This is a genomic window from Desulfosporosinus sp. FKB, from assembly GCF_002196705.1.
GTDB lineage: Bacteria > Bacillota > Desulfitobacteriia > Desulfitobacteriales > Desulfitobacteriaceae > Desulfosporosinus.
In genome coordinates this window covers 226,000-248,012 of the sequence record NZ_NADJ01000033.1, presented here as the reverse complement: position 1 = coordinate 248,012, position 22,013 = coordinate 226,000, and the positions used below count along the sequence as shown (strand labels likewise).

23 protein-coding genes and 2 pseudogenes are annotated in these 22,013 nt (G+C 40.8%); 3 read left to right on the top strand and 22 right to left on the bottom strand.

The annotated features are described in order from the left end of the window. The 5 genes from B5Y67_RS12240 to B5Y67_RS12220 all read right to left on the bottom strand — a co-directional run bounded on the left by B5Y67_RS12240 (position 1) and on the right by B5Y67_RS12220 (position 5,589). On the bottom strand, positions 1-774 hold the full coding sequence (locus tag B5Y67_RS12240; protein WP_088226706.1) for a TerC family protein: 774 nt from the start codon (positions 772-774) through the stop codon (positions 1-3). Between the two features lie 281 nt (positions 775-1,055). Then, positions 1,056-1,892, bottom strand: coding sequence for an HAD family hydrolase (locus tag B5Y67_RS12235; protein WP_088226705.1), 837 nt, complete (start codon positions 1,890-1,892; stop codon positions 1,056-1,058). Continuing rightward, positions 1,889-3,004 (bottom strand): cysteine protease StiP family protein, encoded by a 1,116-nt coding sequence (locus B5Y67_RS12230; RefSeq protein WP_242975948.1) that lies wholly within the window; start codon positions 3,002-3,004, stop codon positions 1,889-1,891. Before B5Y67_RS12230 ends, B5Y67_RS12235 begins: the two co-directional genes overlap by 4 nt. Then, positions 2,970-4,439, bottom strand: coding sequence for a phosphoribosyltransferase family protein (locus tag B5Y67_RS12225; protein ID WP_088226704.1), 1,470 nt, complete (start codon positions 4,437-4,439; stop codon positions 2,970-2,972). Before B5Y67_RS12225 ends, B5Y67_RS12230 begins: the two co-directional genes overlap by 35 nt. Further along, the gene (locus B5Y67_RS12220; protein ID WP_088226703.1) at positions 4,390-5,589 is read right to left on the bottom strand and encodes an HpcH/HpaI aldolase/citrate lyase family protein; all 1,200 of its coding nucleotides are present in this window, start codon (positions 5,587-5,589) and stop codon (positions 4,390-4,392) included. Before B5Y67_RS12220 ends, B5Y67_RS12225 begins: the two co-directional genes overlap by 50 nt. Before the next feature lie 559 nt (positions 5,590-6,148). On the opposite strand from B5Y67_RS12220, the gene B5Y67_RS12215 reads away from it, so the two are divergent. After that, a complete protein-coding gene (locus B5Y67_RS12215; RefSeq protein ID WP_088226702.1) occupies positions 6,149-6,595 on the top strand; it encodes a demethoxyubiquinone hydroxylase family protein in 447 nt (148 codons plus the stop codon). 10 nt (positions 6,596-6,605) lie between these two features. Here the strand turns inward: B5Y67_RS12215 and B5Y67_RS12210 are convergent, their stop codons facing one another. From B5Y67_RS12210 to B5Y67_RS25910, 12 genes and pseudogenes are all read right to left on the bottom strand, one after another. Further along, positions 6,606-7,844: an FAD-binding oxidoreductase gene (locus B5Y67_RS12210; protein ID WP_242975947.1), complete on the bottom strand. Its 1,239-nt coding sequence runs from the start codon at positions 7,842-7,844 to the stop codon at positions 6,606-6,608. A gap of 928 nt (positions 7,845-8,772) precedes the next feature. Continuing rightward, a complete protein-coding gene (gene mqnE / locus B5Y67_RS12205) occupies positions 8,773-9,873 on the bottom strand; it encodes an aminofutalosine synthase MqnE (protein WP_088226701.1) in 1,101 nt (366 codons plus the stop codon). Between the two features lie 555 nt (positions 9,874-10,428). After that, positions 10,429-10,650, bottom strand: a complete 222-nt coding sequence (locus B5Y67_RS12200; protein WP_088226700.1) for a PC4/YdbC family ssDNA-binding protein — start codon at positions 10,648-10,650, stop codon at positions 10,429-10,431. A 175-nt stretch (positions 10,651-10,825) separates the two neighbouring features. Further along, the gene (locus tag B5Y67_RS12195) at positions 10,826-11,026 is read right to left on the bottom strand and encodes a hypothetical protein (protein WP_088226699.1); all 201 of its coding nucleotides are present in this window, start codon (positions 11,024-11,026) and stop codon (positions 10,826-10,828) included. An 81-nt stretch (positions 11,027-11,107) separates the two neighbouring features. Then, positions 11,108-12,178: a Xaa-Pro peptidase family protein gene (locus B5Y67_RS12190; protein ID WP_088226698.1), complete on the bottom strand. Its 1,071-nt coding sequence runs from the start codon at positions 12,176-12,178 to the stop codon at positions 11,108-11,110. A 374-nt stretch (positions 12,179-12,552) separates the two neighbouring features. Then, entirely contained in the window at positions 12,553-13,272 is a 720-nt protein-coding gene (locus tag B5Y67_RS12185; protein ID WP_088226697.1) for an AAA family ATPase, read from the bottom strand. Positions 13,273-13,534: 262 nt separating this feature from the next. Then, a pseudogene (locus B5Y67_RS12180) lies at positions 13,535-13,920 on the bottom strand (ethanolamine ammonia-lyase reactivating factor EutA). Between the two features lie 222 nt (positions 13,921-14,142). Next, positions 14,143-14,511 (bottom strand): pyrrolysine--tRNA(Pyl) ligase small subunit, encoded by a 369-nt coding sequence (gene pylSn / locus B5Y67_RS12175; protein ID WP_088226696.1) that lies wholly within the window; start codon positions 14,509-14,511, stop codon positions 14,143-14,145. 21 nt (positions 14,512-14,532) lie between these two features. Beyond that, on the bottom strand, positions 14,533-15,675 hold the full coding sequence (gene pylC, locus B5Y67_RS12170) for a 3-methylornithine--L-lysine ligase PylC (RefSeq protein WP_088226695.1): 1,143 nt from the start codon (positions 15,673-15,675) through the stop codon (positions 14,533-14,535). A gap of 108 nt (positions 15,676-15,783) precedes the next feature. Next, complete coding sequence (gene pylD / locus B5Y67_RS12165) at positions 15,784-16,587, bottom strand: 3-methylornithyl-N6-L-lysine dehydrogenase PylD (protein WP_088226694.1); 804 nt, start codon at positions 16,585-16,587, stop codon at positions 15,784-15,786. An 86-nt stretch (positions 16,588-16,673) separates the two neighbouring features. Further along, complete coding sequence (locus B5Y67_RS12160) at positions 16,674-16,946, bottom strand: B12-binding domain-containing protein (RefSeq protein WP_242975946.1); 273 nt, start codon at positions 16,944-16,946, stop codon at positions 16,674-16,676. 102 nt (positions 16,947-17,048) lie between these two features. Next, positions 17,049-17,770, bottom strand: a pseudogene (locus tag B5Y67_RS25910) (BCCT family transporter). A gap of 269 nt (positions 17,771-18,039) precedes the next feature. Between B5Y67_RS25910 and B5Y67_RS26355 the strand changes: the two are divergent. Both B5Y67_RS26355 and B5Y67_RS24975 read left to right on the top strand, forming a co-directional pair. Then, positions 18,040-18,279 (top strand): sigma 54-interacting transcriptional regulator, encoded by a 240-nt coding sequence (locus tag B5Y67_RS26355; RefSeq protein WP_348982302.1) that lies wholly within the window; start codon positions 18,040-18,042, stop codon positions 18,277-18,279. Beyond that, complete coding sequence (locus B5Y67_RS24975; RefSeq protein ID WP_140419089.1) at positions 18,225-18,596, top strand: hypothetical protein; 372 nt, start codon at positions 18,225-18,227, stop codon at positions 18,594-18,596. The genes B5Y67_RS26355 and B5Y67_RS24975 overlap by 55 nt, the downstream gene beginning before the upstream one ends. A gap of 39 nt (positions 18,597-18,635) precedes the next feature. On the opposite strand, the gene B5Y67_RS12140 is transcribed toward B5Y67_RS24975, so the two are convergent. The 5 genes from B5Y67_RS12140 to B5Y67_RS12120 form a co-directional block, all read right to left on the bottom strand. Continuing rightward, positions 18,636-19,499 carry an alpha/beta hydrolase gene (locus tag B5Y67_RS12140; protein WP_088226691.1) on the bottom strand — a complete coding sequence of 288 codons (864 nt, stop codon included), beginning with the start codon at positions 19,497-19,499 and terminating at the stop codon, positions 18,636-18,638. A gap of 78 nt (positions 19,500-19,577) precedes the next feature. After that, on the bottom strand, positions 19,578-19,979 hold the full coding sequence (locus B5Y67_RS12135; protein WP_088226690.1) for a hypothetical protein: 402 nt from the start codon (positions 19,977-19,979) through the stop codon (positions 19,578-19,580). Between the two features lie 16 nt (positions 19,980-19,995). Beyond that, positions 19,996-20,817 (bottom strand): alpha/beta fold hydrolase, encoded by an 822-nt coding sequence (locus B5Y67_RS12130; protein ID WP_207652417.1) that lies wholly within the window; start codon positions 20,815-20,817, stop codon positions 19,996-19,998. 45 nt (positions 20,818-20,862) lie between these two features. Next, a complete protein-coding gene (locus tag B5Y67_RS12125; protein ID WP_088226776.1) occupies positions 20,863-21,285 on the bottom strand; it encodes a MarR family transcriptional regulator in 423 nt (140 codons plus the stop codon). A 105-nt stretch (positions 21,286-21,390) separates the two neighbouring features. Continuing rightward, a complete protein-coding gene (locus B5Y67_RS12120; RefSeq protein ID WP_088226688.1) occupies positions 21,391-21,951 on the bottom strand; it encodes a DUF1697 domain-containing protein in 561 nt (186 codons plus the stop codon). Between the last annotated feature and the right edge of the window lie 62 nt (positions 21,952-22,013).

Below are 22,013 nucleotides of genomic sequence, written 5' to 3'. Positions count from 1 at the left end.
TTAAGATATTTTACTTTCCTTATCATCATCTTTAGGATTATTTTTGCCAACCAGCGACTTAAGGAAATGTAAGATAAATGTGCTAAAAAATACAACAACTAAAATCACAAAAAATATAGCATCAGAGACAATATAACCGAACACAGAGGCCATCATTTTAGCACCGATAAGGAAGATCAAAATATAGGCCGTTGTTTCAAGTTCAGGGAACTTCTCAATTAAAATGAGGAAGATTCGAGCAACTCCCCGCATCATTAGAATCCCGAAAATTGCACCGAGAAATAGTACCCAAACTTTTCCGCTTACTCCGAAGGCAGCTAAAACACTATCGACACTAAAAGCAATATCCATCATTTCCACCTGGAGAACAGTACCCCAAAAGCTTTTGGACTTTCCTTCAACAGGAGCATCTTCTTCCCCATTGTTAAAGAAGAAATACTTCGCCGACATCCAGAGCAGGTAAAGAGCTCCTATCATCTTAATCCAACGGATTTGAACCAGATAGACTCCAAAACCAATGGCTAAAAAGCGAAAGAGGTAAGCACCCCATATGCCATAGAAGAGGGCTTTCTTTTGCTGCCGCTTAGGTAATTCCCGCACGATAACAGCTAAAACGAGAGCATTATCGGCCGATAAAAGTCCTTCCAAGATAATTAGGGAACCGATAATCCCAAGGCTTACAGGGTCGGATATCGTCGCCAGTAAAGCATGGAGTGAGAAAAACTGAGCGTAACTTTGCGATATTCCCTGAAAAAACGTTGAAACCGAATCCAATTCGAACCACTCCTATTGTCACAAGTTTATTTATCGTTTACGAATCTGCTTTTTTAAATACAATAATTAGCGTTTCCTCTACCTGAGATTTCTAGATTGATAGTATCACAAGAAAGAAGAGCAAAACACAGATTTTGGGATGTTCACATAACTTTCACATTTTTCCTCCATTATGTTATTTTAACCATTACTTTAACACAAGAATACATTTTAAGCCATTAATCTTACAATGTTTACCACATTTCATTGTACTTTATATGGATACAATATACAACTTCCTACTAAACGAGTATTCTCTGGACGTTTTGTAAAATTTCTTCCGAAGCACCTATACCGCTTGTCCTGGTAAATTGGATTCCTTTCGGGTCAATTCCTTTTGCAGCAAACACTCCAGTTTGATATTGCAAATACAGTTCGCCGTGGGACGGTGCAAAAGCAACATCAGCCTTTTGCAGCAGATCAAGGTCTAAGAGGGAATCTCCGGCTGCCACAAGTGTACTTAGGCCTTCTTTTTCCTGAAGGTATTGAATGGCAGACTTTTTACTGACATGGTGGGGAATGAGATAAAGTTTCCTCCCTTGAATTGAAAGATTCCAATGCATCTTGCCTGCCCAAAGAGCAAAATCCTCTAATTCAGGAAGAGGGATTTTAGTACGATCAACAACACAATAATAGAAAAGGTCATCAGCCAGTTTGTCTGAGTCTTTGAGTACCCATGAAGGATGAGATATTTCCCGAAACTTACTGAGCAAATCCCGGGCCTCAGCACAATAGCCCCATCCTGTTAGTACCCGTTTTTTCCAGACGTTATCTTCGCGGCCTTCTTTTATAATGGTTCCGCCATTACTCGTCACTGCATACCGGGGATATATTCCATATCCTTGAAAATTCACCCGAGAATATTGAAGCTTTGTCCGGGTAGTAACGGGTACGAAGAGAATCTTCCGGGATAGTTCTTTTAAAAGCTTGAGAGCGCTTGGAGACATAAATGAGATATCTTGATTATCTAATTGTTCAACAGATAAAAAAGTATCGACATCGAGAGAAGGGGTTATGGAACGGTGAGAATAGATTAAGGTTTGGTCAAGATCGCTGGCAAATAAAACAGGTTTCGTCATGGCAATTGTTTAATGATACCGCAGCAGGCATAGGTCAATTCCGAAAATACTTCAACCGGAACTTGTCTATCCTTTGCCAACAGCAGAATATGTTTCAAGTTTGGATTATCGGGATTGTTGACCAAGATCCTTTCAGGCAGCCGTCGTAAAAGCACCCGCGTTGTTTCCCCAAGGCCGGGTTTAAGAAGATTGATATCTCCGATTCTATAGGTTCTTTGAATCAACTCTAAATCCTTCTGACCTTTCCAGGTTACCTCGGGGTTCTCCTGACGCAGATTCCATAAAGCTTCGCTGTCGAGCCGTTGAAATTGTTCTGAGACGGTATCTACAAAAAGACTCGAAACATTTTCGGCCTCAAGTTCTTGATAATATCTTGCTCCATGGAAATCCCGTTCTCCTATTAAATCCTTTCTTAACACTGTTCTGCTGATCAGCCCTGAGACTGTAGCGTTCAAGCAGGCACTTGGAATGAGAAAGTCTTCTCGAGTCCCGAAAGTTTTTACGCAATGTCCCGGGTCTGCGAGAACGGCTAAATCACTGTCGAGTTTGTATCCATACTTTTGTTCAAAGTCCCGACATGCTTCCTGAAGGGTCTTGGTTATGGCCCCTTTTCCGGTCCAACCGTCGATGAACTGAAGTTTATGGTTAGGGTGTTGTTGGAGTATATAGAGAATAGCATTCTCATCTATACCCCTCCCGCGGATAATTGAAATACTGTAGTGCGAAAGGGTTAAATTGCGTTTTTCAAGGAGATAACGTTTAATTAACACCCCAATCGGCGTTCCGGCACGGGCTAAGGACACAAGGACCGTTTGTGGTCCATTTCTGTGCAGAATTTGTTCAGAAGCAATCCCCACAGCTTCAGCAACTTTAGAGGAACTCTCGCGCAATGATTGATGGAAAAGCCGGAGATATTCTTCACCGGGTTGGTATTCAACAGGAAGCATTTCCGAATAATGTCCCCCAGATTGAATCAAACGCTCCCTGGTTTTTAAATCTGTTTCCCGAATCAGACCATTGAGGTTTTTTAAGAGGAAAATGACATCCTGCGGACTATAACTTCCCATAGGCAAAGGATCAGGGATTGGCTGCCGTGGGATTCTTAGGGTCACTCAAAAATCTCCTTTCTGGCGAAGAACTACAAATAACGAATACAGCGTGAAAAATACCCTTAGCTTGAATTATTTGCTGGAGAGGGTATAACCTTTTACGACTGACTTCCCTTTCCATAAAAAAATAGACGTCATCATAATAATTTTCCGGCAGATTATAGACATAATTGATGATCCCCGGATCTTCAGGGCACAGGAAGCTGCATCCGTTTTGAACTGCGTAATCGGTTCTGGCTATAGTATAAATAGGGCTCCTTGTCGTAGAATGGAAGCTTACGCCCTCTCCCATGTAAGTCGAGATCAACATAGGAAAGTACATAAATTCTCCGGTTCCCAGACAAAGTGTCTTTGATCCCTGGCGCATAAGTTTTAGCTTTCCGCCAATTTTTCGCGCCAAGGAGATGCTTTTCTGATGGTTACTCCACGACAGACCGAACCTTCCCGTCAATCTGAGATAAGGCGTTTTATTCAGCCAGCCGCTGGAATCCTGTGAGTAAACAGCTACAAGCTCCGACTCATCAAAAGGAAAGTATTTTGATATAAAGTGAGGTTCAGGCAATGGCTTTCCTTCTTCTTGTGACAGCTGTCCAAAAATCTGAGGTTCCCAAGAAGGATTAACATTAGCATTTTGTTCTTTTGCCAAATCGCTATACTTAAATTCTCCTCCCATTAGGGACAAAGCTTGGATTTCTGTACCTAGTTCTGATTCCACCTGTTTAAACCTTGCCCGATGTTCTGCTGATCTCCAGTCCAATAAAGAAAGAATCACATAATTCTTCTTCGGGTATTGACGATGAATAGCCTGAATGATGTTGAGAACAGTATTTCCTGTCGTCAGCTCGTCATCAATAAAGACGATAGTTTGCGCAGTTTTTAGGTCAGCATTGTTCATGACGTAACAGCGGTGATTAACAGCATGCGAATGCTCCTCACGGAAATCGAGTTCGGGTTTCAGGCAAGGAATTTCTTCCCGTGTCGTATGAAGGTAACAAGCATTGTCAAATAGGCTGAAAACAGAATGTCCCAAAGCTGTTGCCGTTTCCGCAAAGCCGATAAACAAGGTTTTCTCAGGAGGTGCTATAAGTGGTTTTTTTATCAATGTTTCAAAAACCTCAGACATCTGTTGTTTAGTCTTCAGGGCCTGAATTATTGCCGCATAGCAAGGGTGTTCGATGCCTAAAAGTTCCTTAGCGTATTGAACAGCCAAGGCAGCTCCCGCCAGAAGCGGCAATAAGGGATTAACAGGAATATGTTTGCCGAGAACCTTACTGACAAACAAAAACCTTCGCCGTCTATTTTTCCTTAACGCTAAGGCAAACAAAGACTCAGGATCCAAATCAAAAGGGTTGCTTTGAAAACAGATTTCCAAGCTAAGGTCTTCCGCCTTATACTGATACGTCTTGGGTAAGTAAGCCGACAAAATTTTGTTGTTCATGAAATACTCCATAATTTTTTGCTCGAAGTAAGATTCTCTGTGCCCACTGATAATGCGGCTTGGGTTCATTCATTTTATTGGTATAAGGACTCCTGATAACTCCTTGTTGACCATAGGTCCGTTCTAAAATAGTCATGGCATCCAGATATTCTTCATGGCCTACTGCATATAACGCCTGAACAGGGATCAGATGGCTGGGGTGAATAATTGTTTTGCCAATAATTCCGTTTTCCTTATCTAAGATAACCTCACGCATTAAGCCGTCTACATACTTATTTAAGAGCTGACCGCGAACCTTCGTGCCATGTCTTCCTTGATGAGTCTTCTGAAACTCTTCAAAAGGGCTTTTGCGCAGCAGAGGTTTTAAAACTCTGCCTTCACCCGCAAAGTATTCCCATACAGGCCCGGAAACTACATAACCGCTCTCTGCACGGCCGAAAATATTGAGAATATCGGCAATACAATCGCGAATGACTGTGATATCATATATGGTTACATCCGGCCCTCGTCGAATCCCGAAAAGGCCGGAAAAGTCTGTTGCCCCTATCCGCACATTTAAAATATAGTCTTGATATAAATCAAGAAGCCGTTTTATCTCAGCCAATTCTTGGTTCCGAGTTTCGCGATACATTACTTGAGGGCTTTCGATAATCGGCATCCCATAGAACCGGTCAGAAGATTGATAGTTCAGATCTCGAAGGATTTCGAGGTAACGAAAGCTATCGGAAGAGAACTTCGGGAAAACAAAACCGGTTAGCAATTTTGAAAACCCTTCCAGCCTATTAAAAAGTCTAAGCATTTGCTCAGGATCACGAACTCGAATAAAAATCAAAGGAAGATCTTCGTTGGATAACTCCCCTTCTTCAAGCGCTAAAGCAAGTCTCCGCACTTGAGCAGTTAAGTTTTCTTCGGCAAGAGGTACTTCCGTATCTCCAATGGAATCTTCCAAACAAAATACGGTTGAAGCCAAACCGAGACACTTTTGCATAATAATATCCTGAGCGATGGTTATGCGAGTCCCAGGCATATAAAGGGTCCCGCCAAGGGCAAATGCAAGGGCAGTACGCGGGGTGTATTTATCGAAAGGCTCCGGCGCTTTAAAAAACATCATATCCAGACTCTCGCCTGCTAAATAATTAAAATGTCTCACCTTGTCCCCCTAACTAACTATCTATAATCTTTCCTTCAAAGCCCACAGCATCTGACCCGAAGGATCTGTTTTCATCCTTTCTGATGATGCCGCATCAGCGGCAGGGGTATCTAATTAATGAATTCTAGCTCACTATTTTAAATCCCTTCTTTTGGCAAGCTCAATTTTTCCTCTTCTCAAGTAAAAATCCTTAATTTCTATCCAGTGAACTCGTTCAGCTAAAGCTGAACATCGGGGCTTCGGTGACGAAAGCACTTAGCCCATAACAAATTCTATCGCGCTGAAGGGATGGACTCTGCCCCCACCGAAGATAGAAATTTGTTTAGCTTTTTGAAATCTCCTGAGGATAAAATACTAAAATACCGGGGTTACAACGATAAAAGAGTATCAGTAATGCTCTTACAAATACTCTTTTATCGTTTTGTTAATGCTGTTGCGCTGTATTTACATGAAATTTGCATAAAAAGTCGCCAATTGATGAATTCTTATTACAATTAGTAATTGCCTTTGGCAAAGATAGTAAATCAAGAAGCAAAATAAAGAAATTATAGGAGATATTATGGACCCAAAATTACTGGCACGGTTTAAAGAATTTTATACCCTGGAAACGTTTCAAGTTGCCTATTATCAGGAACAAACTAATGCCTCGACCGATGAATACTATTGCTATGCCTTTGAAAAGATGGCCCAAATTGAGAGCGGTCATGTCGCATTTTTTGCCGAGGAACTCGACAAGGCAAATGTGGAATTGCCCGTGATTAAGGGATCGGCGTTTAACCTCGCAGGTACTTTTCTCGGAGACGTCGTTCGATCAACAGGATCACATAGTACCTGTAAGCTTGGTGTAGCTTTGGAAAATAAAGCCATAAAAACATATCAGGCGTTTATTCATGAGTGTATTGATAAGAAGTATTCAATTCTGCGCCGAAATCTCATGGAATATCGCCTTGATGAAGAATTCCATAGTCTTTGGCTCCAGAGCTATATGAAAAATCATCCGAATTAATTAGTATCGATTAAAAAACAAGAGCTTCCGACAAGCTGCCTCTGGAAAATCGCTTGGAAAAGAGCAGCTCACTATTAACCTCTGAAGAACTTCCTTTAAGAATAAGATCTGCTAAAATACGCCCAATCGCTGGGGCATGCATAAACCCATGACCACTTAATCCACTGGCCGCGAAAAAACCTTTTAGTTCGGGAACTTCGCCGAGAATAGGATGAAAATCGCAAGTTTGTTCGCGGATTCCTGTATAAGTACGAAGCCACTTAATATTCAGGGCAGAAGGAATTGCCTCCATAGCCGCCAAAAAAAAGTCTTCCGCCAAGGATTTGTCAACGGTCTCCTTCATACCAGGCCGTGTATCTTTATCGGTTCCCCCCAGTAATATTGTCTTCCCGCTGGCTTCCTGATGGAGATAAAAACCGGTGGCCAAATCAACGATCAATGGAGCCGCTGCCGGCACATCCTTAGGGTTTGTACAAACATATACCTGGCGGCGAAAGGGCTGAACGGGAATCTTTATTCCCGCAGTCGCTGCCAGCCCAGCTGCAAAAGGACCGGAAGCATTCACAACCCTGGTACTCCAAATCGTGCCTTTTGTGGTTTCAACACCTTGAATAGAATCCCCTTGAGTCATAATTTTGGTAACTTCCTGTTCAAAATTGACGGCAACTCCTCTGCGGCGCACCCAGGCATAAAGAGCGGCCAGGACAGCATAGGGATCTGCATAGGCGTCCCACTTGCCAAGAGTTCCCCCCAGATAGTGACCTCGCTGCAAATAAGGGAAATTTTTCTCCAAGTCTGCTTGAGAAAGCAGGTTAACAGGAATCCCCTCAATGTTAGCTTGTTCTGTTGTTCCTTTCAGATCGTTCCATCTCGATTCCTGAGAAGCCAACATTAAGTATCCTCGTTCCCGGTACCAACAGGGGACATCAAATACCGTTTCGAAATTAAGGAAAAAATCCCGGCTTTGGAGACTCAGTTGCCGGAGAAGCGGGCTAGTGAATTGATAGCGAATGCCACCAGTACAGGTACCGGTTGAACCCAAGCCCAGTAATTTCTCTTTTTCTAAAACAAGAATCGAACATTGAGGATCAAGCTCTAAAATGTGATAAGCAATACTTAAGCCGATAATTCCGGCACCAATTATAATCACGTCGGGGTTCGGCCCTTTGCTGTTTTGGTTCATTGACATCACAACCACCTTTAAACATATACTAAATATACTAAGTGTTTTTAATTCATTTTTATCCAATCGCAAGACTCCTACTTCAATAAGTGGGAGTAAATCGCATACCTTGCTTCGGTGGGGGTAGAGTTCATCCTTCAGCGCGATAGAATTTGTTATGGGCTAGGTGCTTTCGGCGAAAGTGTCCATAGGACACTTTCGTCACCGTGGCCCCGATGCTATTCGCACACTTTTTCCAAACGGTTCTTAAAGATATAATTCGGCAAATGAACCCTCTCTTCCTGCGATGAAGATATTGAATTTTTTGAATCATCATGATAAATCATTTCTAGTCCTGAATCACAATCACCACAAGTAGCGCGGACAAAAAAATATAAGCCCTGTCCGAAGACAGAGGCTTATAAAGAGCATACAGTGATCTACCTTGCACCGTTATAGATAGCTTAATACCTGAAAATGATCTTGCGACCATTATCAAGCAGGTCACAACCTATAAAAATGGTTCGTTCGACTATACAAGATATCTACCCAACCATATACAACCTCACGGCTGTATATGACCGATCAATTCATAGCCACGCAAGTTTCCTTGTATATCTATGAAAAAAATCAACACCCGGTATAATCTTAGCTCGACCTTTTATAATAAGTTGGAACCCTATAACAATCAATAATAAACAATTAAAATCGACTGCAATAAAGCCTTTCCCCACCATAAAAGATCTTCCCGCCGACAATAGACAAGCGTTTTATCACCTGAGAATCATCTTTGGCCGACCCATATAAATCCGTAGAGAACCTATATGAATCTTGGCTCGACCACTGTATACCCTTGATACTATAGTGCTCAATTCCAAAATAACTATACATTAATTTGGCTTTATTTAAATTCCTTATTTTTCCAGAGTTCATGTCTCTTCAAGAGTGCCTAAAATCTGTCCCTGAGATGATAATCATCATCTCAGGACAATCGTTAGGAGATTCGTTTCGATCTTTAGGGTTCATAGACTTTCCGAACGTTATAAAAGGTATCTCGTTCAACGGCTGTTAAGCCAACTTCATTAATCATACGAATCAGTTCTTGTTCAGTTTGTTCTTGCGGACTTGAGGAACCGGCAGTATGGTAAATCTTTTCCTCCCGGACTACTCCGTCCAGGTCATTGGCGCCAAAATTGAGGCACATCTGCGCAAGCTGTAAGCCGGAAGATACCCAATAGGCTTTAATGTATTTAAAGTTATCCAGGATTAGGCGTGCTGCGGCAATAACCTTTAACGTCCGCACAGCACTGGCCTGGGGCAAATAGTCAAACTTTGTATTTTTGGGATGGAAGGCCGTAGGAATTAAGGCGTAAAAGCCGCCGGTTTCATCCTGCAGCTCACGTAGAGCCAGAAGGTGATCAATTAACTCTTCATCCGTTTCAATTATTCCAAAGAGCATATTCGCATTTGTGGGTATCCCTAATTGATGAGCAATCCGATGAATCTCTAACCAACGCTCAGCGCTTAATTTACCCGGGCAGATGATATCACGCACACGCTGACTAAAGTTTTCAGCTCCCCCGCCGGTAACAAAACGGAGACCAACCTGTGCTAAGGTTTTAAGAATAGTTTCTACGGGAACTCCCTCTAATTGAGCGAAGTAATCATATTCGGCGGCAGTAAATGCCTTAATGCTGACTTGAGGTACGCTTTCCTGGACTTTTTTCAGCATTTCTACATAGAAAGAGAAAGGCAGTTCAGGATGAATTCCTCCTACCATATGAATTTCATTAGCACCCAAGGCAGCAAAATGTTTAGCACGCTCCACAACCTGTTCAATGCTCATGGTATAAGCACCTTGTTCATCTAAATCTTTACCAAAGGCACAGAAACCACAGCGCACTTTACAAACATTGCTATAGTTAATATGGGCGTTGTTATTGAAATAAACTTGATCACCAACTTTAGCATGACGTACCTCATTGGCTAAGTAGCCTAACCCTGTGAGGTTGTTTGTTTGCAATAAACTTACGCCATCAGCGCGATCCAAACGTTTTCCCTCATTCAGTTTCTTGTATATATCGTCCAATCCGGACAGAACAGAGCGAAATTGCACTTAAATTCCTTCTTTCAGTACTCTAACTTATTATGCTTTTTGCGGAAGAAAGACGTGTAACCATGGTACATCTACGAATTGAATTTCATTTTCCGTAACTGTCATAACTATAATTACAGACCAACAGTGAACTCGTTCAGCTAAAGCTGAACATCGGGGCTTCGGTGGGGATAAAAGCAGGCTAAAAGAAAAAATTAATCGAGCTTACCACCCGATCAAATCATCATAGAACCATTATTATAATTGTATCGCTTACAGAATTGTATTGTCAAATCATGCATTTTACCTATGGCTGACAGAACCCTGGTGTTACAGATTGTTACAACTGAGGGACCCACCTTCTTAGCAATATCTACTACAGGGTAAAAGGATGAATTATTTCCGGCATTGATAGACGTTAGCGAGTGTTCTCCCGCAACATCCGCTAAAATTGGTTCAGCACCATCCAGTATTATCCATCTATACATCCAGACCGTATGATATCAGGTTTATGACAGAACAAAAGCAAACAACCCATAAGCCATTAGTCATACAGTGAACCAAAGCTTATGTTATTTAGAAATTAATTTCGGTCAAAATCTCTTTGAGCTTTTCAAGTTCCTCTTTAGTCAATGTAACACCCTTTCCCATCTTAGTATGATCCGGCGACCATTCTCGCAGATCATACTTTGGGGTCTTATCGTTCCAACTAACAAGATTGAGTTCTTTTTTCCAGCCTTTCGGTGATTCCGCTAGAACTCCAATTATCTCTTTGATTTCGAATTTGATATCCGCCATTTCATAACCTCCATCTCAACAAATTATAATACCCAATTTATCTAATCCTAAGGCTTTCACTTCTACAAGTTGGAGTGGTTCCCATACCTTGCTTTGGTGGGGATAGAGTCCATCCTTCAGAGCGATTGCATTTGTTATTTATCATTTATAGAAGAAAAAAGAGCCTCTTAAGGCTCTAAAATTGTTTTAGTAAACATTTGTCATCACTCATTCGTTTACAATAATTAAACATCTTTCTGCCATTGGTATTAGGAATTTCCACATAACATTCGCTGCATTTATGAACTGTTTTTAATATTTTATCCTTATCCCTCTCGTCTCTGATTTCTTTCCAAACGTCAATAAGGACATCTTTATTTACTAGTTCGCAGTGCATTAGTAAATCCCTCCTTTCCTCATAATTATTTCGGCAGGAGGAAAGAAATTCCTTTATTTATCTTGGGAATTTCACAAATAATCAACCGATTACTTGCAATTCTTTGGGATAATGGTTAAGAACCTCACAACCGTCCTCGGTAACCATCACCAGGTCTTCGATTCTAACGCCAAACTCCCCAGGCAAGTAAATTCCCGGTTCAACGGAAAAAATCATCCCAACCTCAAGGGGAATCTCCGAGGCAAGACTTACATCAGGAGGCTCGTGACATTCAACTCCGATCCCATGGCCCAGACGATGGGTAAAGTACTTGCCATAACCGCCCTTAATAATAATATCTCTCGCTGTTTTATCGATTTCTGAGAGCAATACTCCTGGCTTTATTCTGGAAATAGCAGTTTCATTGGCAAGTCTCACAAGATCATAAACCTGACGTTGCTGATCGGAAACTGTTTTATAGAAAACCGTTCTTGTCATATCACACCAATAGTGGTTTAAAGGGGTAAATATATCAAAAATCACACTGTCGCCTGCTTTGAGAACCGTACTGTCACTATTATGGTGAGGGTCTGCACCGTTTGCGCCAAAACAAACGATTTGGGTCCCTTCACAATCCGCCCCATTTTGCAAAAAATACTTGTTTACTTGCGAAGCGAGATAGTTCTCTGTCACTCCATCGTTGAGCTGAGAAATAATCGTTCCAATAACTTGATCATTGATGCGGGAATTATTACGCATGAGCACAATTTCAGGTTCATCTTTCATCATTCTCGCCAGATCCACAGGTGCAGAACCGTGAACAGGTATAATATCCTTCCTCAACTCCATTAACTCAATTAAGAACTTGCTGTACCAGAACTTATCAATTCCCAATTTTCCCGGTTTGACCGTTTTGGCAAGATCTTTAACAGGATTATCGCTGTCAGTATGACAAGTCAAAGGTAAATCGGGCATGCTTTCCAGCCCAAAAATTTCATTGCCAAACAGAACAGCATTGCCCGAATCATCCAAATATAGGGCAATCATACGTTCATGAGGCTCAACCCAATAGCCTGTTAAGTAATAGAGGGAGGCTATCGACGACACAACGATCTGCTTAAGCCCCTCTTTTTTCATATTCTCGATAACACCATTAATACGTTGCTTCTTCATTCTTCTCGTCTCTCCAGTTTAATAAATTTACCTTCTTAGGTCTCTCAAGCATTTTTTATACCCCTTTAGCCGTGAGGCTATTGGGCGATTTCCCAGACTGTCCAGCAGCACAAAACCTTCTCGCGGCAAGTTAGAAGCTGATTTTTGAGGAACTGAATATAGGAATTGCATATCTGGAAGTTAGACCTTTTCTTTCAGCAGCTTCAAATAAAGCTCATGTATTGTACTATTATAGCAAACAAACAGTACCTTAGTAATTGTGTCATTATTCTTCAGAAAACGTTAAACTTCATCGATAGCTGTCTCCGCAGCTTTTTCTTGGGATATCTAAAACCCCAGTGAGAATTCATCCGCCTCAGATTTGGTCGGTCACTCTACTCTTCAAATAGTTTCCGCAAATAAAGTTCTCGATTAGTCATAAAACCTTTCGTAATTTGATAATGAGAAGTATTTTCATAGTCTATCTCGGTGATCGGTGAGGTGTCAAAATTGAGAATCCGTGCTCCCGGGTAAGCTAAGATTATTGGAGAATGGGTAGCAATGATAAACTGAGATTGGCCGTCTCGTTCCAATTCTTTAATGATACTCAGCAAACTCAGTTGACGAATCGGGGAAAGAGCTGCCTCAGGTTCATCCAATAGATATATACCTCTTTTTCCAAACCTATTGGCAAAAACAGAAAGGAATGACTCCCCATGTGATTGGGCATGAAGAGATTTACCTCCATAGGATTGATATGCCTCTGGGCCAAGACTATCAATATGTGAGGCAAAATTATACAAACTTTCTGCTCTGAGAAAAAAGCCATTTGCGATTTTAGGTGCCCAGGAAAGCCTGATAAAGTCACCTAAGGCCGTTTCCGATGCCGCCATCTCATAAACGTTATTCCTGCCTCCCCCAGCTGTGTTAAATTCACATTTATAAGCGATGGCTTCCATTAACGTTGATTTGCCCGTACCATTCTCACCAACAAAAAACGTCACATTGCTTTTAAAATCAATAGATTCTAATCCTCTAAATGCAGGTATGGAAAATGGATAGGACCGTTCATCTGATATCCGATCATTTAAGAACGTTAATTTTCTCAAGAACATCCTTCAATCTCCTAACTCCAGGGCACTGATACTTCAAGGCAAGGCTCCACTGTTAAATATTGCTTGGTCCTTTTCTACAAGAGAATATATTTCGAGATACAAAAGGAAATTTACCATCATTTTACTACTTGTAACTCATAATTAATAGTCCGACAACCCCTAATCTTCAGGCCATCTAGTTGATAAAACGCCAAAAGTTGCTTTGCTTTCGGCGAGTCTATAAAGATGTGCATTTAAAGACTAAATACGCAAGGTTTGGTAATCACTGATTAAATACCAAAGTCTTCATAATTACCGGTACAACACGTCCCCCCATTAAGGGTTTGCCAATATCGATATAATCACATTCGCCAACCTCAACCTGATCAATACAAATCACTTCCAGAGTGCCAAGAGATTGGGCTTCAAGCGATTGCCCCAGTACCTTGCCGTAATCATCCGCTAAGGTCAAAATAAGCGGTCTGCCATCATCAAGATAGCTGCGCATGTCCTCCAATATTTCTGAGAAGCAGCGAAGGGTGCAACCACCAGCACATTTCTTAAAGGCAGTGTCTGCTCCCTTACATGGATTGTGCTTCCGCTTAAATTGACGGACTGGGTACCCGTACCAATAGCTGTAGCCCTTACTGTTTCAGAAGGCTTTTCCAAGACATACCTTCGGCGAAGATCTCCGAGGCCTCTTTACACTGAACTTTAAGGCCCGTATGTTCTAAAACCTCCAGAGTTGAACGGTGAATGGCATATAATTCTTCCTCAGAGAAACCATTAAGTCCAAATCCGTCGATTTTGGAGGACCCGCTTGAACCATAGTTCTCAATCTCTTCACCTCCAAAATTTTATTTAGGACACTTAAATATGACCGAAAATCGGTTATAAGCCCCCCCTTTCAAATGAACTTTCGTTTTCAGTACTTTTTAAAAGATTTGAACCATAATGTTGGGTGAAAAAACTCTGGGAATATTTTCGCAGTTTCCATTCTGGGATTTTACAATCTGAACAAACAGCGAAATACCATTTGTTGCGCAGCCAGCGTGCAGCTCGACTGCGTTTGGAATTGCGCACTATCATAACGTGATTACAGTGGGTTGTCACTTCAGCATAACCGCCCTTTTCCACAATAGCTTTGACCCCATGTAAAATCCCCGCCTGGGACGGCCAAAGCTTTAATTTATTGAGAAGTCTGAAAAAATCAACTCTCTTACGATAAAATCGTTTGCCTGATACGTGATCAGCCATCATCATCCCTCCAAAGGTATGGAATCAACGATATTCTGATATTTGAAAATAGCGGCAAAGACAATTCATCGTTTCCAGCCGCTTGCCTGAGACTTCCGCCCAATTTTCCCCCTTAAAAATTAACGTTGCGACCCATTGGGAACGTCCGTAATGATAATTCGTTATGGCCTGATCAGCTCCCCAAAAATCCGAAATTAGCTGCAAAGGTTCTGTTACTGCCATAATGTGTTCACCGAGGACTTCAAGTTTTTCCGCTCCGACTCTGATATGCTCGAAAATCACCTGTTTGGGAACGCTACTACTCCTTGCAACAGGCAGCTGGCCCTTCACAAATACCGTATGTAAATCTTCCAACATATTAACACCGGTAGAATGCCAAACAGTAATTGGGGTTTGACTTGGCAAGCGCGCATCAATTTCCAGAACCTTAAGTATCCCGTTGTCATTGATGACTTCGATGTCCATGACACCCGTCAGGTTAACTAAACCCGCAACCTTTGAAGCCATAATCTTTAATTCTTCTTGTAGATCAGGAAGTAAGTCCGCAGGAGCCAAAACACGTTTACAGTCAAACAAAGCATCCATTTCCAACGTCGTCACTTGATAACTTATTACGCTACCTTTAAAGCCCATAACTTCCAGGGAGTAAGAGGGACCGGACAGATGCTCTTGAACTACCCAATTCTCTATCAGATCGGTTGCTTGACAAAAAGCTGCCAGCTCCATACTGGAGGATATCTTTTTTACGCCCTCGCTGCCGCTTTTTCCTGACGGCTTCACAATGAGAGGCAGTTTGGCTTCCGGCCAGTAGGCCGGCGCAGGAATGTTATTTTCACGAAATAGTTTATCCGAACTGATTTTTGATGAACTAATTTCATAGGCCTGACAATCAAAAGCCAAAGGAACATCCGCAGCAAGAGAGATTCCCTGTAAGGAATGAAGAGCTGACCAATTTTCAAGTGCGGGAATTATAAAATCGGCACTGTGGACAATATGTTTTAGTTTGTCAACGTCACGTATAACATCCAGGCAATGAAATTCATGACAGAATCCCTGGGCCGGTACAAAACAATCCTTGTCAACTAAGGCAACCTCCCAGCCTGCCTGGTTCGCTAAGTAGGCAGCCTCTAAACCCTGAAGTTTTCCTCCAACAACAACGATTTTCATTCATCTCACCTGCTGCTTGCACATGGCACTTTTTGGATAATTAAGCCAGTTAAAATAGTCTTCCGGAATCTATGCGATCCTTACCACCCCCCGTGTAAAAACAAAAATCTAGATAATTGCCATGGCTAACATCACTGCAACACCAATTTCCAAAGGATCATGAACCACCCGTCCTTGCAAAGCCGCATAGGTATTGGTCGTTAAACCCAGCGGAATACCTGGGGCGGCAATCATTACCTCAGGATGCAGGTCAGCCAGGTCTAAAAAAGCTGCTTGAGGTGATGCGTCTACAATATATTTAAACTTAGGTAATTCGTTTCTGAGGTCCGTTAAGACTTGAACATCTGTTTTTTCTAAATTTCTGACCTTCAAGGGATCAATGTCATGCACCGCAGCCTTAGCACCAATCTCTTTGAGGGTTGAGATGGCCACGCTGCCAACTTCCCCTGCTCCAATGACCAAAACGTTTTGCCCGCACAAACCTCCGCACATGTTGTTTAAAGCTGTCACATAGCCGCGTGCCGTTGCCGCCCCATTATCGACAACACTCTTTGTTACAACGTTAAAGGCGATAAAGCGCTGGTCATCGGCCATAAACAAGAGTTCTGCTCCTCCGGTTATGGCTTCATGGATTCCAGAAATATCACGATGAGCAGTAACATAAGCAGGATACCCCAGGTAACTAATAATACTTCGGACTGAGTTTGCAAAATTTGAAATAATCCCTTCGCCGGCAGTAATAGGAATTACTGCTGTCTTCATTCGGAGCAAATCAAATTGATCTTCAGACGCCCCAGCAGCCTGACAGGCAATTCTGCGCAGCGTTAACCCTGTGATCTGAAGAAGCTCCAAATCATGCTCTTGCAAGCTTTGATCAATACCAGCAAGATCGTTCTCTGTAAGACGAGTCATCTTATCTCCTTCTTTAAAGCTAAAATGGTCAATACCATGGTCACTCGTTAATCAGGGTTGACTTCAGTATTATTGAAGTTGAATTATTAAATATTGAGACGATGACCGTACAAATAAGACAAGCTTCGGCCAACTTTTTTAATAGTTCTATGCTCTTCAATAACCATAGCCAAACTTTCCGGTACAAACATCTCGCCCGCTTTAAATTTCGGAGACACGATATCCATCCCAGCCAAAAGGCCTTGCGAAATAATATCCATTGGGTTAACACCTTGATCAACCAAATTATGGGGCATTTCTTTCACTGCATCAGCATTTCCCTTAAATACTGTTTGAGCTAATTGAGCAAAGTCACTCATTTAATCGTTCCTCCTCATTTCTTTGTTCAGAAAAACAGAATCTAATGTTAAATCTTTCATTAATTACTTTGCAAATTTGGTGCCAAACATCATCTTATTGAACTACAAATTGTAATCGCTATGTTTAACAGTAGCTCCATTAAGAAGCGTCTGCATAACTATATAACCGTAAACTAAAAGAATTACAAGCATTATGCCGGCAAAGGAAAGCTGGGACCATATGGCAACTATCGCATCGCCCTGGCCGCTTTTCGCTAAAATATCAGCAATAGGAACAATTCCCTTTTGCAGAACAAAATACCAAGCCCAATAAAAAATCGCCCACCCTTGAGGCATACCCGATTTATAATATGGGTCAGTGTACAAACTCATGTGTACAAAATTTTGCATTAATAGTCCAAAACTATCGGTAAACGAGTTGAGGTTATATGATGTCGGCCCAAATAGTAAGATCACTGCAAGAATACCAAAACCAAAATATACCCGGAAATCGCTGAGAAATTTCACACCTTTTTTCAGGCCTGTATACAATAAAAGTGCCATAAAATAGGCCAGGACATAATGACTACCGCACTCAAACCGAGACTTTGTTTAAAACCAAATAGTTTTGTCACAAGTCCTATAATCGTTGGAAAATTAACCCCTATACAGGTAGTTACTCCACAGACAAAGCCGACAATAAATAAAACGTCAATTAATTTACCTAACCAACCGTTAATTAAACGCTCTCCAAATAATGTCTCACAGGCAGTACTAGGCCTGACAATATCTTTTTTCTTGACAAAGAACAGATACGCAAAGACCAAACCAAAAATTGTATTCATAGCTCAAGCTGTAAATCCCCAGTGAAATAGAGGATAAGTTGCTGCCCATTGATAAGACTCCTTGCTGTTTGCTGCAATTCCGAAAGGCGGAGTCTGGATATAGTAAAAGAAGTAAATATCATTCCTAACCAGGACATCGTGCTGAACTCAGGTTTTTCTTCTCCTAACCGTTTTTTACCGTATGGCCCGAAAGCAAAATAGATACATAATAAAAAGAGAAAGAACACAAAACCGTTGATATTAAAATTCTCGCAGCTACAAACTGTAACTTGCCGGAGCTCATCGAAAAAGGAAAGTTCCGAAGCGACCTTTATTACAGATTAAATGTTGTCGAAATCGAAATCCCTTGCTTACGGGAAAGAACCGAGGACATTATCTCTCTGTTATATTTTTTCTTAAACAAATTTAATACGAAGTATGGCGTCGTGCATCAATTTGATCAAAAAAGCTTAGAATGTCTTCAGAATTACTCATGGCCGGGAAACATAAGAGAAATGGAACACTTATAAGAGAAATGGAACACTTAGTTGAACGTTTAGTTATTACTATTTCTGATCAAATAATACTTCCTGAACATTTGCCTCCTAAACTTTTATGCAGTAAATCACCTGAGATCAATACTCATACTCACAACAAAGACATAATTAATGAAAACCCGAAACAAGAGCAGTTTCCTCGCAATTACCCTCTGAAAGAAACCGAAAAGGATTTAATAATTAAACTCTATTGCGAACTTAAAAGTTCTTATAAAGTTGCAAATGCCTTAAAAATTAGCCAAAGTAAAGTATCACGAACTGTAAGAAAATATTTCTCTGATAATAGTTGAGTTAACTCAAAAAAAATGGAAGCCCAGATAGGGCCCCCATTATTTTTTTATATGAAGATCTTTTCTCCTCGTCAAGGGCTTATCGTCCTCCATCTCTATCCTATTTAACCAATCGCTGACTAAAGCATTAAATAGAGTCTCCTGCTCAATTTGCAAGTTATGTCCTGCCATATCTAATACTGTATATGTTCCTCTTGGATAATTTTCAACAATGTTCCAGGCATCACGATAGCCAACACTTGAATCCTGACGTCCGGTTAAAATTAAGACAGGTTTGTAGAAAGGTTTCATCTGCTTCAGGATATTCATGGAAAACTCATAGCCATGATTTTGAATCCTCTGCAAAAACATCTTATCTGCAGTCATAAGTCCCGGCATAATTTCATCTCTATAGCGCACCCAATTCCATTGGTTTTGAACAACAGCCATCGATCCAAATTCATCCGCAGCTTCCTTAGTCAAGGAAGCCATTAATTCTGGGTCATTTACCAAAATATGATGTTTTGGTAAATTCCTTTTTGAGTTGTCAGCAACAACTACCGGACAGATTAAAACCATCCCATCAATTTGCTCACCTTTGATCGCTGTTAATCCTTGGGCTAAATATCCGCCGTAAGATTCACCTGCGACGGAAAAGTGCCGCTTAGGGATTACTTTTTCTACAAAACCCGCTACTACTTTAAGCATATCGTCGGAGTTGTTAATCCAGCTTTCGCCCTTTGTTTCTCCCATTCCAGGCAAATCTATATAAATTCTTTGCCACCCACTCCGTTGCGCAAATATAGGTTCCATACACCCTTCCATTAATCGATGATCTGGATAATATCCATGAATCATAAGCAATGGACGACCCTCACCGCAAATTTTATAATTAACTGTTATTTTATCCAGCTTACATTCCATACACTTTCTCCTTCTTTCGACAATTGCTAATGGAAATCCCAATTTATACTAAACCGACTTTTTAAATACGCCAGAACGTTATTGTAAGCAAAACCACTCTTTCAATTGATTAATTACAATCAAGAGTGTAGCCTCAAGAAAAAATATATCGCTATGTAGTACTCCTTCAATAAAATTAAGTCTCGTGTCTGCATGAGAAAGTTTTTGACATGCAAAGCGACGGCAATAATCGACTGCTGCTTCTACATCCGAAAAAATTCCCTGCTCTAAATTGAGCATATTCTCTCCATGTCCATGCAGATCTATAGCACAAGTCGCTAACCCCAGTTCTGCGGCTCGCCAGGCAAGTCCTAATTGTTCTTCCTTACATCCGCCATAACCGTGAACAATTACTGCTGCGCCATAGGGATTGGATGGGATATTTATGATACTGGGAATGTTAATACCGTTGTATTGAATTGTTTGTCGTTCGGTGAACATTTTTTGACCATCCTTCTTAAAACCTTTTTAACCATTCTATAATCCTATCGACTGTCTCCATATATCTTTGGCCGATCAATAAACCTGTGTGAGTTTTATTACAAAGGCCTATATACTCAGCCTTGATCTGCTCAGCAGTCGCCCTGCCTCTTTTATCATCAGCATCACTATTCACTGCTTTAATCACCAAGCTGGGGCAAGAAATCAAACCGCCGTTTATCGAAATTCCTCCATTCGCAGTGAAAGGAAATATAGCATTTCTCGCCTTTGAGGATTCCATTGTCAGATATTTTTTTTGAAAGGCAATGTCATCTGCTGATTCATCAATACTAAAATACTCTTCACGGGCTGGGGCAGGTTCAACAATTTCCGATATACTACTAAACGATTCTGTGTAGGGGGCTATTTCATAGACTTCTTTACTTATACTTGTATCTATTAGCACTAAACCGGCAAATGTTACTGTTTCGGCTAACTTTTGACAAAGGATTCCCCCCATGCTGAATCCTATGATTATTGGAGGTTCAGCACACTGGGTTGTTATCTCTTTAATATCATCCATATAATCCTTGTAGGTTACCTTAGTCATATCCAGCACCCTGCTCTTATAGTGACTTCTCATGTTCATCGCATAACATTTCCACCCTTCTCTAACAAAGTGAGGAATATATTTGCTCCACATCCAGCTTCCAGTATATGCACCGTGAACAAAAAGCAGAGGGGGTCTTTTTGTTGTTAATGAATCTGCTTCATCTTCATAAATCTCTAAGAATAAGTCGTTTTCCCCAACATATTTTTCGCTATGATTAGGTAATGCTTTCGTAAAATCTATCATCATTCATCACTCCAATTTAGTTTGATATCAAACTATTTTTTTAAAAAATTATAAGTTCTTATAAATCTTATTTAAAATTCTTATCAGCTCCTCCTTTTCGTTTTCTGAGATGTCAAAATATAAGGCGTTTAAAACCTCCCTTGATATTGTATTAAATATGGGTTTTAATTCGCTCCCTTTTGGTGTCAAAGTCACATAAACAACCCTTGTATCTTCAGTGTCTCTTTCTTTTGCCACATAGCCAAATCTGACTAGCTTATCAACAAGTGTCGTAACTGTGGACTTATCCCTGCCAATCTTCCCCGCGATCTCTGCCATAGTTAATCTAGGGTTATTAAAAAGGGCGTTAATGATATCACCATGAGAAGTTACGATACCCTCAATCCCATATTTTGTCATTGCTAATACGATAAACCTATTTGCCTTTTCCCTGATTTTTGAGATTAAAGATACAACATCGTTTGTATTCATACGCATATTATAGTTTGATATCAAACTAATGTCAAGAAACTAGAATAAATACTTAAATCATTCATCCCAATGCTTCCGGCGGAAAATTTTAATTGGCATAATACCTTAACGCTCTATTAACTTTGCCAATTGGGCGAGTTTAGTTATCGTCTTCCAGTTCCGCGTAGTAGTCAAGACATTAAGTTTATACAGATTATTAGCAAGCTTAGAGTTACGGATACTATTATGAAATAGAAGATATACATCTCGACCAATAATCTTAAATTGATCGGTTTGGCTTTTATAATCATTCAATTGCAGAATTCCTTCTTCCGAAGGAGGTTGAACTAGCAACCCGACATAAAGGCTCTCAGCCTTTGATGCAGACTGAGCTTCCCTCACTTCTTCCTCCGAGAAGGGACAGTTATTGATAATCTCTTCTAATTCTATTGACGTTCTTAAAATAACCGGAATAGAAAAACCAAATGCATCTTCAAGTTTGTTTTCAATTAGCTGACGTAACTGTTCTTCTCCTTGATTAGACTCAAATAAGACATTCCCACTTTGAATATAAGTCTGTACCTTTTTAAGGCCAATATTCTCAAAAGCAAGTTTCAAATCGGCCATCTTTATTCTATTTTTCCCACCTACGTTAATACCGCGCAATAGTGCGACGTAGATAGTCATTTTTGCTCACTCTTCTTTCAAAATAAATTTCTGTTCCATCCCTACTTGCTCTCAAAAGATCA

What these genes read in the sequence shown, in the direction of transcription:
- B5Y67_RS12235 (WP_088226705.1), bottom strand. Translation starts at nt 1,892, where the DNA reads ATGACGAAACCTGTTTTATTTGCCAGCGATCTTGACCAAACCTTAATC.
- B5Y67_RS12225 (WP_088226704.1), bottom strand. Translation starts at nt 4,439, where the DNA reads ATGAACAACAAAATTTTGTCGGCTTACTTACCCAAGACGTATCAGTAT.
- B5Y67_RS12215 (WP_088226702.1), top strand. Translation starts at nt 6,149, where the DNA reads ATGGACCCAAAATTACTGGCACGGTTTAAAGAATTTTATACCCTGGAA.
- B5Y67_RS12200 (WP_088226700.1), bottom strand. Translation starts at nt 10,650, where the DNA reads ATGGCGGATATCAAATTCGAAATCAAAGAGATAATTGGAGTTCTAGCG.
- B5Y67_RS12195 (WP_088226699.1), bottom strand. Translation starts at nt 11,026, where the DNA reads ATGCACTGCGAACTAGTAAATAAAGATGTCCTTATTGACGTTTGGAAA.
- B5Y67_RS12190 (WP_088226698.1), bottom strand. Translation starts at nt 12,178, where the DNA reads ATGAAGAAGCAACGTATTAATGGTGTTATCGAGAATATGAAAAAAGAG.
- B5Y67_RS12185 (WP_088226697.1), bottom strand. Translation starts at nt 13,272, where the DNA reads ATGTTCTTGAGAAAATTAACGTTCTTAAATGATCGGATATCAGATGAA.
- pylSn (WP_088226696.1), bottom strand. Translation starts at nt 14,511, where the DNA reads ATGATGGCTGATCACGTATCAGGCAAACGATTTTATCGTAAGAGAGTT.
- pylC (WP_088226695.1), bottom strand. Translation starts at nt 15,675, where the DNA reads ATGAAAATCGTTGTTGTTGGAGGAAAACTTCAGGGTTTAGAGGCTGCC.
- pylD (WP_088226694.1), bottom strand. Translation starts at nt 16,587, where the DNA reads ATGACTCGTCTTACAGAGAACGATCTTGCTGGTATTGATCAAAGCTTG.
- B5Y67_RS12160 (WP_242975946.1), bottom strand. Translation starts at nt 16,946, where the DNA reads ATGAGTGACTTTGCTCAATTAGCTCAAACAGTATTTAAGGGAAATGCT.
- B5Y67_RS24975 (WP_140419089.1), top strand. Translation starts at nt 18,225, where the DNA reads ATGTCTTCAGAATTACTCATGGCCGGGAAACATAAGAGAAATGGAACA.
- B5Y67_RS12140 (WP_088226691.1), bottom strand. Translation starts at nt 19,499, where the DNA reads ATGGAATGTAAGCTGGATAAAATAACAGTTAATTATAAAATTTGCGGT.
- B5Y67_RS12135 (WP_088226690.1), bottom strand. Translation starts at nt 19,979, where the DNA reads ATGTTCACCGAACGACAAACAATTCAATACAACGGTATTAACATTCCC.
- B5Y67_RS12130 (WP_207652417.1), bottom strand. Translation starts at nt 20,817, where the DNA reads ATGATGATAGATTTTACGAAAGCATTACCTAATCATAGCGAAAAATAT.
- B5Y67_RS12125 (WP_088226776.1), bottom strand. Translation starts at nt 21,285, where the DNA reads ATGAATACAAACGATGTTGTATCTTTAATCTCAAAAATCAGGGAAAAG.
- B5Y67_RS12120 (WP_088226688.1), bottom strand. Translation starts at nt 21,951, where the DNA reads ATGACTATCTACGTCGCACTATTGCGCGGTATTAACGTAGGTGGGAAA.